At 39.7% G+C, this 14,508-nt stretch carries 16 protein-coding genes and 1 riboswitch; of the genes, 9 read left to right on the top strand and 7 right to left on the bottom strand.

Annotated elements, in window-relative coordinates:
- Positions 1-864: 864 nt before the first annotated feature.
- The 5 genes from O0550_RS16015 (at position 865) to O0550_RS15995 (ending at position 3,837) form a co-directional block, all read left to right on the top strand.
- Complete coding sequence (locus tag O0550_RS16015) at positions 865-1,182, top strand: magnetosome magnetite crystal formation protein family (RefSeq protein ID WP_003345837.1); 318 nt, start codon at positions 865-867, stop codon at positions 1,180-1,182.
- A 143-nt stretch (positions 1,183-1,325) separates the two neighbouring features.
- Positions 1,326-1,856, top strand: a complete 531-nt coding sequence (locus tag O0550_RS16010; protein WP_003345839.1) for an RNA polymerase sigma factor — start codon at positions 1,326-1,328, stop codon at positions 1,854-1,856.
- Positions 1,840-3,027: a hypothetical protein gene (locus tag O0550_RS16005; protein WP_003345841.1), complete on the top strand. Its 1,188-nt coding sequence runs from the start codon at positions 1,840-1,842 to the stop codon at positions 3,025-3,027. The genes O0550_RS16010 and O0550_RS16005 overlap by 17 nt, the downstream gene beginning before the upstream one ends.
- Before the next feature lie 191 nt (positions 3,028-3,218).
- Positions 3,219-3,656 carry a P-loop NTPase family protein gene (locus O0550_RS24720; protein WP_258426809.1) on the top strand — a complete coding sequence of 146 codons (438 nt, stop codon included), beginning with the start codon at positions 3,219-3,221 and terminating at the stop codon, positions 3,654-3,656.
- Between the two features lie 28 nt (positions 3,657-3,684).
- A complete protein-coding gene (locus tag O0550_RS15995; protein WP_258426808.1) occupies positions 3,685-3,837 on the top strand; it encodes a hypothetical protein in 153 nt (50 codons plus the stop codon).
- Positions 3,838-4,049: 212 nt separating this feature from the next.
- Here O0550_RS15995 and O0550_RS24715 read toward each other — a convergent pair whose 3' ends face one another.
- The 5 genes from O0550_RS24715 to spoVAC form a co-directional block, all read right to left on the bottom strand.
- Entirely contained in the window at positions 4,050-4,199 is a 150-nt protein-coding gene (locus O0550_RS24715; RefSeq protein ID WP_003336247.1) for a winged helix-turn-helix domain-containing protein, read from the bottom strand.
- A gap of 330 nt (positions 4,200-4,529) precedes the next feature.
- Positions 4,530-4,736 (bottom strand): DUF1657 domain-containing protein, encoded by a 207-nt coding sequence (locus O0550_RS15985; RefSeq protein WP_003336248.1) that lies wholly within the window; start codon positions 4,734-4,736, stop codon positions 4,530-4,532.
- A 28-nt stretch (positions 4,737-4,764) separates the two neighbouring features.
- Positions 4,765-5,118: a stage V sporulation protein AE gene (gene spoVAE / locus O0550_RS15980; protein WP_003336249.1), complete on the bottom strand. Its 354-nt coding sequence runs from the start codon at positions 5,116-5,118 to the stop codon at positions 4,765-4,767.
- Positions 5,115-6,128 carry a stage V sporulation protein AD gene (spoVAD, locus tag O0550_RS15975; protein ID WP_003336250.1) on the bottom strand — a complete coding sequence of 338 codons (1,014 nt, stop codon included), beginning with the start codon at positions 6,126-6,128 and terminating at the stop codon, positions 5,115-5,117. Before spoVAD ends, spoVAE begins: the two co-directional genes overlap by 4 nt.
- Before the next feature lies 1 nt (position 6,129).
- Positions 6,130-6,609: a stage V sporulation protein AC gene (spoVAC, locus tag O0550_RS15970; protein ID WP_003336252.1), complete on the bottom strand. Its 480-nt coding sequence runs from the start codon at positions 6,607-6,609 to the stop codon at positions 6,130-6,132.
- Between the two features lie 140 nt (positions 6,610-6,749).
- Between spoVAC and O0550_RS15965 the strand changes: the two genes are divergently transcribed.
- The 4 genes from O0550_RS15965 to O0550_RS15950 all read left to right on the top strand — a co-directional run bounded on the left by O0550_RS15965 (position 6,750) and on the right by O0550_RS15950 (position 11,411).
- The gene (locus tag O0550_RS15965) at positions 6,750-7,610 is read left to right on the top strand and encodes a DUF421 domain-containing protein (RefSeq protein ID WP_258426807.1); all 861 of its coding nucleotides are present in this window, start codon (positions 6,750-6,752) and stop codon (positions 7,608-7,610) included.
- 400 nt (positions 7,611-8,010) lie between these two features.
- Positions 8,011-8,207, top strand: a riboswitch (cobalamin riboswitch).
- Positions 8,208-8,457: 250 nt separating this feature from the next.
- Complete coding sequence (locus O0550_RS15960) at positions 8,458-9,555, top strand: FecCD family ABC transporter permease (protein WP_035319260.1); 1,098 nt, start codon at positions 8,458-8,460, stop codon at positions 9,553-9,555.
- A gap of 1 nt (position 9,556) precedes the next feature.
- On the top strand, positions 9,557-10,360 hold the full coding sequence (locus O0550_RS15955) for an ABC transporter ATP-binding protein (RefSeq protein ID WP_003336257.1): 804 nt from the start codon (positions 9,557-9,559) through the stop codon (positions 10,358-10,360).
- A 25-nt stretch (positions 10,361-10,385) separates the two neighbouring features.
- Entirely contained in the window at positions 10,386-11,411 is a 1,026-nt protein-coding gene (locus tag O0550_RS15950) for an ABC transporter substrate-binding protein (RefSeq protein ID WP_258426806.1), read from the top strand.
- 544 nt (positions 11,412-11,955) lie between these two features.
- Here the strand turns inward: O0550_RS15950 and O0550_RS15945 are convergent.
- Together O0550_RS15945 and O0550_RS15940 are read right to left on the bottom strand one after the other, a co-directional pair.
- Entirely contained in the window at positions 11,956-12,816 is an 861-nt protein-coding gene (locus tag O0550_RS15945) for a polysaccharide deacetylase family protein (RefSeq protein ID WP_101668371.1), read from the bottom strand.
- Positions 12,817-12,963: 147 nt separating this feature from the next.
- A complete protein-coding gene (locus tag O0550_RS15940; protein ID WP_258426805.1) occupies positions 12,964-14,355 on the bottom strand; it encodes a hypothetical protein in 1,392 nt (463 codons plus the stop codon).
- Between the last annotated feature and the right edge of the window lie 153 nt (positions 14,356-14,508).

The raw sequence follows: 14,508 nt of genomic DNA, 5'->3' as shown, positions 1-14,508 counted from the left end.
TCTCTTACTATAACTCAATTCGCATTCAAACAAAACTAAACAACCAGTCACCGGTTGAATTCCGACGACTGGCTGCTTAAACTTGTAAGGTGTTTTGATCCCTGTCCTACAAACGGGGGTCAGTCCCGTCCCCCAACAGCCTTAAGGGGGTTTTTGTATTTGATTCCAAGGCTAATCAAACAGAATCCAACAAAAAGTAGGACAAAAATAGGGATAAAATGCCGTACGGTTGACCACGATCCTAGAGAGAGATAGAAAATGTTTACCGCAATATTGGTATGAAAACAAGGCTGCTATTCAACATTTTGATGATTTGGCGGGGCGATAGACTTCCAGCGAGATAAGAAAACAGATATGGGCGTTTTCTATATTTTGGGCAGTGATGAAATCGAACAATATTACGAACTACTTAAATAAGGGGGGGATTCTCGACTTTGTTATCAAAGTCCGTTGAACCCCATCGTTTTGCAGAAAGAGAAAAGAGACATTACGAGACTAGAAAGAAGCGTATTGGACATAAATTCAAGAACCGACTTTTTCTTTTACCAATCAACTTCAAGACACGTAAATGAATATAATAGGGAGTTGTTGGCAAGGTGTTGACCAAATTCGTCAACAAGTATTACAAAACATCACAACGCCATTAAAAGTAAGTGTAAAAACTCATCTCTAATCACAAATAATTACACGATAACCGAGCGGCTAATCAACTGCGCTTCCCTCTGAGGAGGTATGTTTTACATGATAGAATATAACAGTAGGTGAACCTTACAAATTTGTTATATTTGCGTAAGGTTATTCGATAGTTAAAATAGAAGGTAAATGCAATAATAGTAGCATAAGAAATCAGTTGAGGTGAATGTTATGAAAGGAAATCATATTTTATCTTCTTTATGCTACTTAAGTGTCTTTTTTGCTCCATTTTTACTACCGATTATTGTTTATTTCGTAGGTGATCATGCGGTTAAAGCTCATGCTAAAAAAGCGCTTTGGACGCATCTAATCCCATATGTAACCCTAGTTATTGGCCTTGTAGTATCAGGCACCATTGGCTTGAATCAAGGAACAGAGACGGCAGTGGGATTTAGTATCATCGCTACCTATGGTATTACTGCAATTGTAATGATTTACTATTTCATTTGGAATATTGTAAAAGGTGTAAAGGTATTAAATGAAATGTAATTGTATTAACATAATATATGATCGCTTGTTTCGTTTAGCAAAACCGTGTAGATAGAATCTATACGGTTTTTTTTATATTGTTGTAATAAAACAAAAAGATCGTCCGTCTAATTTGTGTATTAATTAAATTGGAGTGAAGAAATGTGGAGTGCAATCATGAGGTCGAACGCTTATTTGTTCAGTACAAAAATGATATTTACAATTACCTTGTCTATTACACAGGAAGAACAGATGTCGAGGATTTGGTGCAGGAGGTGTTTATCAAAGTATTAACCAATTTACATCGTTTTGAGTACAAGTCTAATCCCAAAACATGGCTCTTTAGCATTGCACGACATGCTGCGATTGACTTTTACCGAAAGAAAAAGGTAAAAAAGCTACTAAGTGGGAAACTATTCCACCATCTTATCTCAACTCAAAAAACGCCAGACGAGGCTCTGGAAGCAAGCGAAGAAAGCAGGGAGCTACATACAGCAATCAGCAAGCTAAAAAAAGCTTATCGCGACGTTGTGATACTGAGAGGAATTCAGCGTCTAACCGGAGCTGAAACCGCTGAAATATTAGGATGGAGTCAAACGAGGGTAAATGTCACGATGCACAGGGCAATGAAACAACTGGAAAAAGAACTGCTCCATTCTGCAAAGGGAGGAATTAGACATGAATCTTTCTCATGAGCAAAAAAAGCTGTATGATCAATTACAAAATATGCCTCGTTATGCTTTAGATAGGCAGAAGAGTCAAGAGATTCAAAAAATGATTGGAAGAAAAGTTCAACAGCGAAGAGCTATGAATCGGATGGGCCATCGTATTAAATGGGGGGCCACATGTGTAGCCATATTATGCATTTGTTTCATGTTATATAAAAATAACACTTTAATGTTACCTGCTCTTCAGTCAACAGGTAGTATTAACCTGAATGCCTCACAGGAAACGTCTGGCAAAAAGAAACTAATCTCACCATTAGATGCAATGTCAGCTCCTGCAAGAGTTACCTTTCAGAAATTTTTGACAGCATTCCCGGAATTGCAGTTGTATTCCAAGGTTGAGATAGAGGAAAAAATCGATTTTACAGAAAAACATATCTATGATGTAACTCTAGAAAAGGGAGAAAACAAAATCGCTTCTATGGAGATAGACAAGATTACAGGACAATTGAAATCATTTAATCGCATTAAACAGGAATCAGATTCCCAAACGGCCTTGTCTGTTTCTGAAGCTCAAAAGAAAGCTACCTTGTGGCTGAAGCGTATCGATGAGAAAATCACACAGGTTTACACTGCTTCTCACGTTGAATCTGCTGCACAAATTGGTGGTATAGAAGGAAAGAAACCAACGAATGTAATTCTGAGCTCTATTGTCCAATTTAAACCTGTGAATCTGCCAGAGACTTCATCGTACGATACTTATTTTGTCACACTGGATGCACAGGGGGAGTTGTTACAAATTGCATTCAAACGTACGGCAGCAAGAAGTGAGGAAGTGGAGCATAAGATTCAGACTGCGTGGAATGAAACACGGGAGGCTTTTGCTTTGAACCAACCAAACTGGGTAACGATTGGTTACTTCGAAATGAGGGGATTGCTCCATCAGCCTCCAAAGAGCCTTGGCAATCCAATTGAAGCGGCTTACTTATTGGAAATAGCAGAAGGAGAGCTAATTAAACATCGAATACGAGGGGATATTATTCCATTACTGCTTGTCCACCCGACTCAAAAGAGAGGGTATCTGATTTGGAAGAGAGAAAATGGAAATAAGGCTGCAATTGAGCTAAATTGGGTAAAAGACAAGTGGGTTAGCAAGTTTATTGAAAAACAGCCAGAGGATCAACAGAAAACGAAACACTGAGGAAATGACGTTCAAAAATCAAGGAATAAAAACCGAGACCTTTTCCATAAGGCTCGGTTTTTATTTATTCACATTCAGATCAGTGGTGAACATATTTTTTCTAGTTGATAAAAAGTTGATTTTTATTTGCTTTAATTGAAAAAAAGAAAGGAGCACAAGGGAAATGACAAAGTCAAACGTATTCGCTGGGAATGAAGCAACGGTTAGGAATTGCTCAATCACTATTAAATAACCCTCACATTGTCATATTGGGTGAACCTGCAAACGGACTCGACCCTATGGGGATGAGAGAGCTAAGAGAGCTAATCAAGAGACTAAAAGAAAGCCTCGGTATTACATTCTTTATTTCCAGCTATTTACTTGATGAACTTCAAAAAATATGCAACCGGTATGTGATTATAAGGAAAGGCAAGATGATATGGTATGGCGACGATAAAGCACTTCTTGAGCAGATGGAGGAGGGAATGACGCTTGAAGATACTTGGAGGTTTTTTTATGTTTCGTTCTGTATTTATGTACGAATGGGAAAAGTTTTGAGGAAAGAAGGCAAATGTTCTTTGTTTTATCGCGGTTCCTTTTATTGTTTGGCTTACATGCACGTTTTCGCTGGAAACGAATGCAAAAGTTAAGCTGACAGAAGTGGCTTTTAGCTCCAACATGAATTTTCATATTACTAGTTTACAAGAGATGCTTCATACAGCATGTAATGCTATTACGATCGTGTTCTTTTCATTAAGCTTTAACGAAGAATATCGGCGTGGCAACCTGCGAATGGCTTATGTAAGACCTATTTCGATCAAGCAGGTATAAGGAAAAGTACACAAATCATGTTTGGAATTATGATGTTTTTTCCAATCCTGACCTTTCTGCTCTATCAGGTGAGATGGGGCTTATATTCAACTAAAATTAAAGGAATAACGTATCCTTTAGACGGATTAAATTTTTCCCCCACACTGTTTTAATACAATCAAAGGATTGCGCATGTGTCATAAATTTGGCTCTAATCCGCTTAATATGCTCTGTTACCGTCGTAACATTCTGTCGCTATCGTACCCCCAGATTTTTTCAAAAATTTGTTCTTTCGAAAAGACTTGTCCAGGATTTGTTGCTAAAAGCTCGATAATATCAAACTCCTTTTTCGTCAGTTCGATTTCAACTCCATTTCTCCTCATCAAGCACAATGTTATGACTGATAAAATGGATTTTCTCAGAAGGTATTTTCCCTCTTTTCTCCCTTCGAATATGAGCATGAATTCAAGCGATTAGCTCCACTAAAGAAAAGGGTTTGACGATAGGAGCAATGAATGCCTATAATCACAGTGAGTCTGGCGGTGCTGTTATAGAATTTACGATCCCAGTGTAAGAAAAGCCCAACTGACAAATCCTGCGTAGAATTTGTAGATGCTAGCAAGGCATTTTATGAAATGCTTTATTTACAAAAAGAAAGAGGGTAAAAAGGGATGGTATTAACCAGCCCCCTTACCTCTTTTTTGTGTGATAGGCTAGAAGCCCTTATACTGAGGTTCCTCTTGTTCTAACTGTTGAACACGAGATTCCAGTTGGTCAATAATGGTTTGTGCTTGTTCGGCAGATTTTGTAAAAGCTTGCTTTGCTTGTTTATTTTGTGTACTTAATGCAAAGGTTTCTAAATCGGCCTGTGCACCTTTTAAGCTAGCCAGGGTTTGTTTTACTGAAGAAGCTACTGTCATCGATATCACCTCCTGATTTAGTATGTCTCTAACTCTTTGGTTTAAATACAACTGCGCCTAAAAAACCAAAAATAATGGCTGCCGAAATACCTGCACTGGTTACTTCAAAAATGCCCGTAATAATCCCGACAATACCATCCCGTTGCATTTCTTCCAAAGCCCCATGTACTAGAGCATTCCCAAAACTTGTAATGGGGACCGTAACACCGGCTCCGGCCCATTTGATTAACGGTTCATACCAACCTAGTCCATCCATAATAGCTCCAACTACCACTAGGGTAGACATGGTATGAGCAGGTGTTAATTTGGCAACATCCATCAATAATTGACCGATGACACAGATGATGCCTCCAACAATAAATGCCCAAATAAAGATGCTCACTCATTTCCCCCCCTCTCAATAGCTACAGCGTGTGCTACACAAGGAATCGATTCATTTTGTTGAAAGCTGAGCGGCGATAGTAGGGCGCCTGTTGCTACAACCAAAATTCGGTTCCATTCCCCATTAGCTAACCGGTTTAGCAAATGACCATATGTAACAGTGGCACAGCATGCACAGCCGCTACCCCCAGAGAAAACCTCCTGATTGTCGTGATAAATTAATAATCCACAATCTGTAAAGGCTTCGTCTCGAATGGAAAATCCATGCTTTTTCAAGAGTTTTCCTGCGATCGAATGGCCAAGTTTTCCAAGGTCGCCCGTAACGATCAAATCATAATAATCAGGCCCAATCTGCATATCTCGAAAATGAGCTTGAATGGTATCTACTGCCGCGGGAGCCATAGCCGCCCCCATATTTTGGGGATCAGTTAGTCCCATATCAACAACTTTACCAATCGTAGCAGAGGAAACCCTCGGACCTGTTCCTTGAGGTGCAACCACGGCCGCTGCGGCACCGGTTACCGTCCACTGTGAAGTGGGAGGCTTTTGTGCACCATACTCTGTGGGATAACGATACTGTTTCTCAGCAGTTGAATTATGGCTACAAGTACCCGTAAGTACATAATTAGCTGCCCTGCTATCTATCAATTGAGCTGCTAAAGCTAATCCTTCCATAGAGGTTGAACAAGCACCAAATATCCCTAGATAAGGTACCCCAATCGTACGTGCTGAAAAGCTTGAGGAGATGATTTGGTTCATTAAGTCCCCTGTAATGAGGTAATTGATATCTCCTTTTTGCAAGCTAGCTCGTTTGACAGCGAGGTCAAAAGCTTCTTCCATCATCATTTTTTCGGCCTTTTCAAAGCTGTCTTGCTCCAGCCAGGTATCACTATGAAGAATATCAAAATCATTCGCAATTTTTCCTTGTGCTTCAAAAGGCCCACCAACTGTTGCCGTGGATAAAATCGTTGGTTTGCTTGGAAAAATCCATGATTGATGTCCCTTTAACATCTCAAGATCCTCCTACTGCAAAAGTAAAAAACCATTTTATTAACGCGATGAAAAATGCGGCAACTACACCAAAAACGATAACAGAGCCTGCTAATTTAAACATGTTGCCGCCCACACCAAGTACATATCCTTCACTTTTGTGTTCAATAGCTGCTGAAGCAATCGAATTGGCAAAACCGGTAACAGGCACAGCGGTTCCCGCACCTCCAAATTGTGCAATCTTGTCGTAAACACCAAAACCAGTTAGGAGAACAGAAATGGCGATTAGGACAGCAGAGGTTGGGTTTCCAGCGCTTTTTTCATCAAAGTGAAAAAAGTGAATGAAAAAGGTTTGAATAAATTGTCCAAGTAAACAAATCAAACCACCAACCCAAAAAGCCCGAATGGTATTTTTAAGCACAGGTCGTGGAGGTTCTAACGCTTTTGCAAAGGCTTGATATTCGATTTGAGTTGCGGTTAATTTACTGTTTTTTGTAGCCATTGTTAACTCCTTTATTGATGTAGTCAAAGTTAATTTGGAATACAAAGCCAGTTTTTATACCTGACTTTTATATATAAAAATCAACAAAGTAACACAATCTAAATACATAGAAGGATTAGATGTTACTAGGGAGGATATTTATGCCTGAATTCTGGGAGATTGTTTTTAGATCAATCGTTACGCTTTTTACTTTATTGTTCTTAACCCGTTTAATGGGAAAACGCCAAATTGCCCAAGCCACTTTTTTTGAATATATTGTAGGTGTTACGATTGGCTCCATTGCGGGATTCATTTCAGCTGACGTCGATGACAGGTTTTTGAACGGATTCGTTAGCATGATCATTTGGGCCCTTATTCCATTTCTTTTCAGTTATCTATCGGTCAAAAGTAAGACAGCGAGCGATATAGTTGAAGGAAATGCTCGTGTACTGATCAAAGATGGAAAAATTATGGAGGACAATCTCAAGAAAGAGAATTATACAGGTGAGGAATTGTTAGAACAATTGCGCCTAAAAGATGTATTCTCGATTGCAGATGTTGAGTATGCACTATTAGAGCAGAATGGTCAGATTAGTGTCCTGCTCAAAAAAGAAAATCAACCGCTTACTGCCAAAGATCTGAATATCCAAGGAGCTCCAAGCCGAGAGCCTCAAACGGTCATTTTGGATGGGAATGTCATGTTAGAGCCTTTAGCAACCACAGGATTGTCGAAAAGATGGCTCCACACAACTCTCAATAAGATGGGAATACCATTGGAAAACGTTTATATAGGACAAGTAGATAGTTATGGGCAATTGAATGTAGATTTATATGATGACCAGATTACTGTACCAGTCCCTCAGGAAAAACCATTGACGTTGTCTACGTTGAAAAAATGCCAAGCAGATTTGGAGACTTTTTCACTTGAAACAAAAAATAACATGGCTAAAAAGGAATATGAAAAGGGGGCTCAAAGCTTAAAAAAAATAATAGAAGAGGTAAAACCTTTTTTACAGAGCTAATAAGGGATCGATACAGAAGCCTTTATAATAGAAACTTTGTCCAGACAAGTTACTAAAATTATCAAGAGGCTAATGCTTAGGCTACATGACAGGAACTTGGTAATGGCAGGGGGAAATTTGATTGGGAAGGTAAGCTATCCTGAATTGGATAGCTTTTTTGCCTTTCTATTACATTCAAGGAAAGATAGAAACGAAGAGTGGTATAAAATGAGAAAGAAAGAAATTTTGGTATAAATTAAATAACATAATTAACATTATGTGAACAAACAACTGGACCGATTACTACTAAACTACAAACATTACGTAAATATTTTACAAAGTTCTTACAAACCTATCACAAATTCACCATTACCTTGCCATGTTCCACCAAATCGTGTTACACTCACAAACAATTACAACTGATTTATAGCCATGTTACGGTGTTTGATTTCAGGATCAGACTTAAAAGGGAAGTTCGGTGAAAATCCGATGCGGTCCCGCCACTGTAAATGAGGAGCAACATCCGATACACCACTGTTCACTTTTGCAGAGAATGGGAAGGGAGGATGCTTGCGAGGATTCATGAGCCAGGAGACCTGCCGTAAGATGTAACACTCCCACGAGGATGGGCAGGTGTTTGGGTAGGTCGTATGATGATAGTGTACATACACCTATAGGAATTGATTTGTCCAAAAACCCAAGCATCTGTCTCCTTTTGGAACGGATGCTTTTTTGTGCGAATCTTTAAGGAATAACATGTTAGCGGGGCGTAGAGGTCCAATTACGGTGCCACCTGCACTTGAAGCTTGGGTGGTCACCGAGTTAGTAATTTCATTTCGTTACTTTGTTTTACATAGGGGGGAGAAGCATGCAACAAACCGCCACGACAGCCCCAAGGTCAGTAAACAGCATCGGTACGCAATATACAAAAAATTGGATAGCGAAATTGATGGGAAGCGGCGTGGTATTATTTTTATCGCTGACGGTTGCAATCATGCTGGGACCAGTACAAATAGACCCAGTTATCGTTTGGAAGGTCATAGGCTCACATGTTCCTTTTGTACAACAATGGGTAGGGACAGACGTGTCTAACGCGCAGATGCATATTGTTTGGGATATTCGACTGCCACGTGTTTTATTATCTGCGGTTGTAGGTGCCGGGCTGTCTATTGTTGGGATAGCGATTCAGGCATTGATTCGTAATCCTTTAGCTGATCCATATATCTTAGGCGTATCATCAGGGGCATCGGTGGGAGCAACAGCAGTGCTGTTATTTGGTAGTTTGGGAGTATTTGGTTCGTATGCGCTTTCTTTAGCGGCCTTTTTAGGTGCTTTGGCTTCCGTTATATTGGTGTTTCTTTTGTCTTTGGTTGGCGGAAGGGTGCAGCTAATACGTCTCTTGTTAGCTGGAATAGCTGTGTCTATTATGTTGTCAGCGCTTACTAGTTTTTTTATTATGCTGGCACCAAGAGCGGAAAGCCTTTCAAGTGTGCTGTACTGGATGATGGGAAGCTTCACTCGTGCCAAGTGGGAGTCACTTGTATTGCCAACGATTGCAGTACTTTCGTTCTTTATATTTTTATGGGTAAATGCACGCAATCTAAATTTGTTGATCCTAGGGGAAGAAACCTCTACGCTACTTGGTCTACATCCAGAAAATATGCGTAAGATTCTACTGATTACGATTTCTCTCGTTACAGGCTTACTGGTTGCTGTAAGCGGTAGCATTGGCTTTGTTGGTTTAATGTTACCCCATATCTTTCGCTTGTGGGTGGGTTCTGATCATAGGAGACTAATCCCTCTTTGTGCCTGTGGTGGAGCGATTTTTATGATCTGGGCGGATGTATTAGCTAGACTAATCATTGCCCCTGAAGAATTGCCGATAGGAATAGTCACAGCGCTTTGCGGCGGTCCATTTTTTATCTGGATGCTACGTCGTCGGGCGTATACGTTTGGAGGAAGCTAATGTGCCCACAAAATTAGACGTAGACAAGCATGTTGAGTTAAAACAAGTTGGATATGAGATCCAAGGGACATGTATCTTGCAGGATATAGATTTACACGTACAAAAAGGAGAATTCGTAGGCTTGCTTGGCCCGAATGGTAGTGGTAAATCTACTCTCCTTAAGCAGGTATATCGGACTCTATTACCCACTACAGGCAGTATCTATTTACTGGAAAGAGAGCTTGGTCAATACCAACAGAAGCAATTAGCAAAAGAACTAAGTGCAGTGGTTCAAGAAACGCAGATTCAATTTGATTTTAGTGTATACGAGCTTGTACTGATGGGCCGTTCTCCACACAAGAGTATGTGGGAGCAGGAGAATAAGCATGATCTAGCGTTAGTAGAGCAAGCTCTAGCTCAAGTTGGCCTACAGAACATGGGTGATCGGAGTTATCTGAGTTTATCTGGGGGAGAAAAGCAGCGCGTCTTATTAGCAAGAGCAATTGTACAAGAGACCGATCTGTTACTATTGGATGAACCGACTAATCATTTGGACATCCATCATCAATTAGGGATGCTCAAATTGCTGAAACAACAGCAAAAAAGCGTACTGGCCGCTTTACATGATTTAAATTTGGCCGCTATGTTCTGTGATCGTCTTTATATGCTAGAAAAAGGAGTTATCGTTTGCTCTGGAACTCCACAGGAAGTTCTTCGGCCTGAAATTTTAGAACGAGTGTACAAGATTCAAACAGAAGTAACCGTTCATCCAGTTACAGGAAGAGTGAACATTCATTATATGATCCCAGATCAGGTTATTTGTTGAATAAAGGAAAAGGTAGGAAAACAAGATGAACAAATATACTATGCAAAGCTCCACTACCAAGAAGCAAGGCCTTTTGTATAAAGGTCAAAAGATGATGATTACAATCTTTGCCGGTCTTTCATTACTAGTAAGTGGCTGTGGAAATGGGACGACTCCTCAGGCAGCTTCTACTAATTCACAGCCAGTAGCTGAGAAGATTCAAATTAAAAATGGAGAGCATACGTTAACCTTTGAACAAGCACCGAAGCGAGTAGTGAGTATGAATCAGCATGTGACCGAAATGCTACTAGCATTAGGTGTTGAAGACGTAATGATCGGTACAGCTTATCCTGACGACGAAGTCTTGCCCGAATATAAGGCAAAATATGATCAAATCAAGCTTTTGTCTAAGCAATATCCTTCCTTAGAAGTCTTTCTAAGTGTAGAGCCTGACTTCGTTATTGGCAGAAGCTCTGCATTTACAGCAAAAGGAATTGGCAGTGTAGAGGAGCTGCAAAAAATGGGTATCCCAGCTTATACCATTACAGGAACGATATCTAAGCATCCTACAGTCGACGAGGTTTATGAGGATTTGATGCAATTAGGCAAGATTCTGCATGTAGAGGATCGTGCTAAGGATATTATTGCTAAAATGAAAACGGATATTCAGGCCATTCAACAAAAGATAGGAAATATAGAAAAGCCAGTCAAAGTTTTGGTCTTTGATAGTGTTAATTCAGGGTTGTATACAACAGGAAATTCCTTAGAAACGCGTTTAATCGAAATGGCTGGCGGACAAAACGTTTTTGGTGATTTAGAAAAATCATGGAGTGAAGTGAGCTGGGAAGAAGCCATAAAACGAGCTCCCGATGTAATTGTAATTAATGATTATGATAAACCAAGTGCAGAAGAGAAGATCAAATATTTACTAGAAAACAAAGCACTTTCCGATATCCCTGCTATTAAGAATAAGCGATTTGTTAGCTTGCCACTTTCCGATGTATTTGAAGGTGTTCGAAATGTACGAGCGGTAGAAATACTTGCAAAAGGATTTTATCCACAGAAGTTCTAATAGAAGATTTCATAAGGTAGCTTTTACAGAAAGCATATGCTGGGGATATGGATTATCTTATCCTCGCATGTGCTTTTTTTATAGAGATAATGAAGAGGAATCGTCTTAGTTGTAGGTATAAATAAAAATACAATTATATTTGCAACCTTTTTGTAACCAAATCGGTCATAGATTGTGCATAGGTACATTCATGCGGATTGATACCAATTGCACCAGGAATCGTGTGGGAGAATTAGCGTAACAGATCCTATGAAAGGAGTTCTACATGGAAGAAAGAAGTATCTATCTTCCTTAGTTTACCTTGACATGGATTTATACTGACAAGGTATACTTTACATTCAAGACACATTGATAAAAACAAGCTAACAAAACCATTTCACAGCAACAAGCGAAAAGTTGTTTGATAACTCAAAGTCGATGATCTGAATATAAGCCAACTAAAATCCTTTTCGTAAAAGGAATCTGTTAACTGACACTCTCCCATACACTTTAACCGCCATGCTGCCACCACAGCTATGGCGGTTTTTTTTAAGACGTAAAAAATCTATTTATGGCCTCTATTGGGGACAAGGGAAGGTAAATTTGCTTTCACAGGGTACTGATTCCGTATGGAAATCAACTCTGATACCGTAATCATTTCAAAGCCGCGTTTTTTAAGCTCTGGCAAAATGATTTTCAAGGCATCTACCGTTTGCTGACGATCTCCGCCATGGTCATGAAATAAGATGATATCGCCATTTCGTACATTTTTCAGCACCTTGTTGACAATCTTTTGTACCCCTGGATTCGTCCAATCCTTAGTATCCTGATGCCAGGACCACATGACAACCAAGTAACCCATCTCTTTTGCGGCAGCCACAATCTTTTCGTTATAACTACCACCAGGTGGACGAAATAGAGTAGGTACTACCCCTGTTGTTGTTTGAATCATGGATTGAGCAGACTCCAATTCGATTTTTAGTCGTTGCTTTGAAAGACGTCTCAAATCGGGATGGGTAAAGGTATGGTTTGCCAGCTCGTGATTTTGCTGTACCATCTGCTTAGCTAGCTTGGGATTTTTTTTAATGCGGTTACCGACTGTAAAAAAAGTGGATTTAACTCCATATTTCTGTAGTAGCTCTAAGATTTGAGGGGTGTAGGTTTCGTTTGGTCCATCATCAAAGGTTAGAGCAATGGCTTTTTTTTCTGTAGGCAAGTCCCAAATAGCTTCTCCCCGTTTTTCATAATAATCGCGGTTTTTTTGCCGGATCGTTACTTCATAAGAGGTAGGCTGCTCGATGAATAGCTTTTGTTCATCAAGAAGCGATTTTGCTTGTGTTGCTTGGGGAGTATCAGAGAAAGCTTGTATAGCTAGTAGGACTATGACAAAGAGCAGGAAGAATCTATCGCTGATTTTACGTAGCATAAAGGGCTCCTTTCTGATCCGCCTTTTCTTCTTGAACGTCTACGTGAATTTCTTACATAAACGTTAGTATGCGCTTTTTTTAGCAAAGCATGAGACATACAAGGAAGAAAGAAAAAAGCTCTGCCAGTAAGCAGAGCGTTTGATTTCTTATTTGTAGTCACCGATCAGATAATTATAGAATGGAGCATCTACATAAAAAGGATAGGAGGTAACTTTTACCTTAGGGTCAATCTTCTTAAAACCAGCAACAACTTGTGCGGATTTCTCCTTTAACGAGAAGGATTGAGCCACATAATTGTCTTTTTCCATATAGTTATTGGTAATCTGTTTATACCCATTCATTTCATTCAGCGAGAAGTAGAGTGGCTGCCACCAAGATGAAATAAGCAAACCAGTCTGATTTTCCTTATCTTTTTTTGCATACGAATGAATGATTTTGTCAAAGGCTTCTTTATCAGCTACAGATGTGAATTCAAAACTGATATCGTATTCTTTGGAGTAGGCGATGTATTTACCGTTATCAATTTTTACTACTTGATAATCAGGAGTGATGACAGGCTGACCCCATTCGGCTAAATAGATAAAAGCAGATGTTTTCGGCTCTAGTTGTACTTTTGCTACCAACCCCTCACTTTTTAGCAAACCGATCAGTTGAATGGCATGCTGTATGTCACTATGACCATAGGTGAGTGAAAGAGCCGGGTCAAACCGTGGGGCGAATCGTTTATCCTTGAGATTATACCCTGTGACGATATCTTGTTTAAGTGCCTCGTCCACGATCTTTTGCAATTCTTCAGCTTTGATTAAATTGGTGGTTTTCCAGGAATGAGAAACCTTACTATAAATATCCTCATCAGTTGTTAGACCTAGAAAATGCTTATACTCTCCTTTATATTCGAGTACTTTTCCGATCAATAAAGCTGCTACATCAGGCGAAACAGCTTGATTTTTGATAACGGTTTGAGCAAGAGATTCTGGGAGTAGCTTTGTATCGATTGCCACAGCAATCTCTTGCGCTGCCTTCATAGGAAGCTGACCTGTTTTATAGGAGAGGGCTACAGAAGCAAAGGCTTTTTTTATTTTCGCTTCCGGATACGTATAAGCTAATTCTTTCAGACCAGCAGCACGGACCGTATACGAGATGGCATCTTGAGCGGTTAAGGATTCATTTGGCTTTAGTGTAGTGGCATTAACGATCCCTTGTTCTTGCAGAGCACTAGCGGCCTGTGCTAAAGTAGAACCCTCTTTTACATCAGTAAATGAGATTTTCCTTTCTTTTGATGGTTGTAAAGCAAGTATAGTCGATAGAGCTTGTAGATAATCAGCGCGGGTTACCTGTTTTGAAAAGGTTACCTGATAATTGGTCTGTAAGAATTGGGCATATTCATTCAAATGAGGGGCAGTGACGGCCGAAGATGTCCCCTGAGTGGCAAGCAGTAAAGTCTCCTTGGCATAAACAGATGGAGAAGCTGTTAAAACACTTAAAGCTAAGACAAAAGCTAGTCCAGGCTTTTTCATTGGATGCAGGGTTCGTTTCATGTTAGTTTGACCTCCCAATTTAGATGAATTTTAACTGAACTAAACTTTTTACGAAAAAAGGTTTCGTTTGCTACCTGCCAGTAAAATCCATAAAATTACAATAAAAAGACGTTTTTATACTCATATTATAAAGGGATAGAAGAGCTTTTTAAA

The sequence above is a fragment of the Brevibacillus halotolerans genome, from assembly GCF_026891775.1.
Lineage (GTDB): Bacteria > Bacillota > Bacilli > Brevibacillales > Brevibacillaceae > Brevibacillus_B > Brevibacillus_B halotolerans.
The sequence above is the reverse complement of the archived record's forward strand: the minus strand, read 5'-3'. Positions and strand labels throughout refer to the sequence as shown.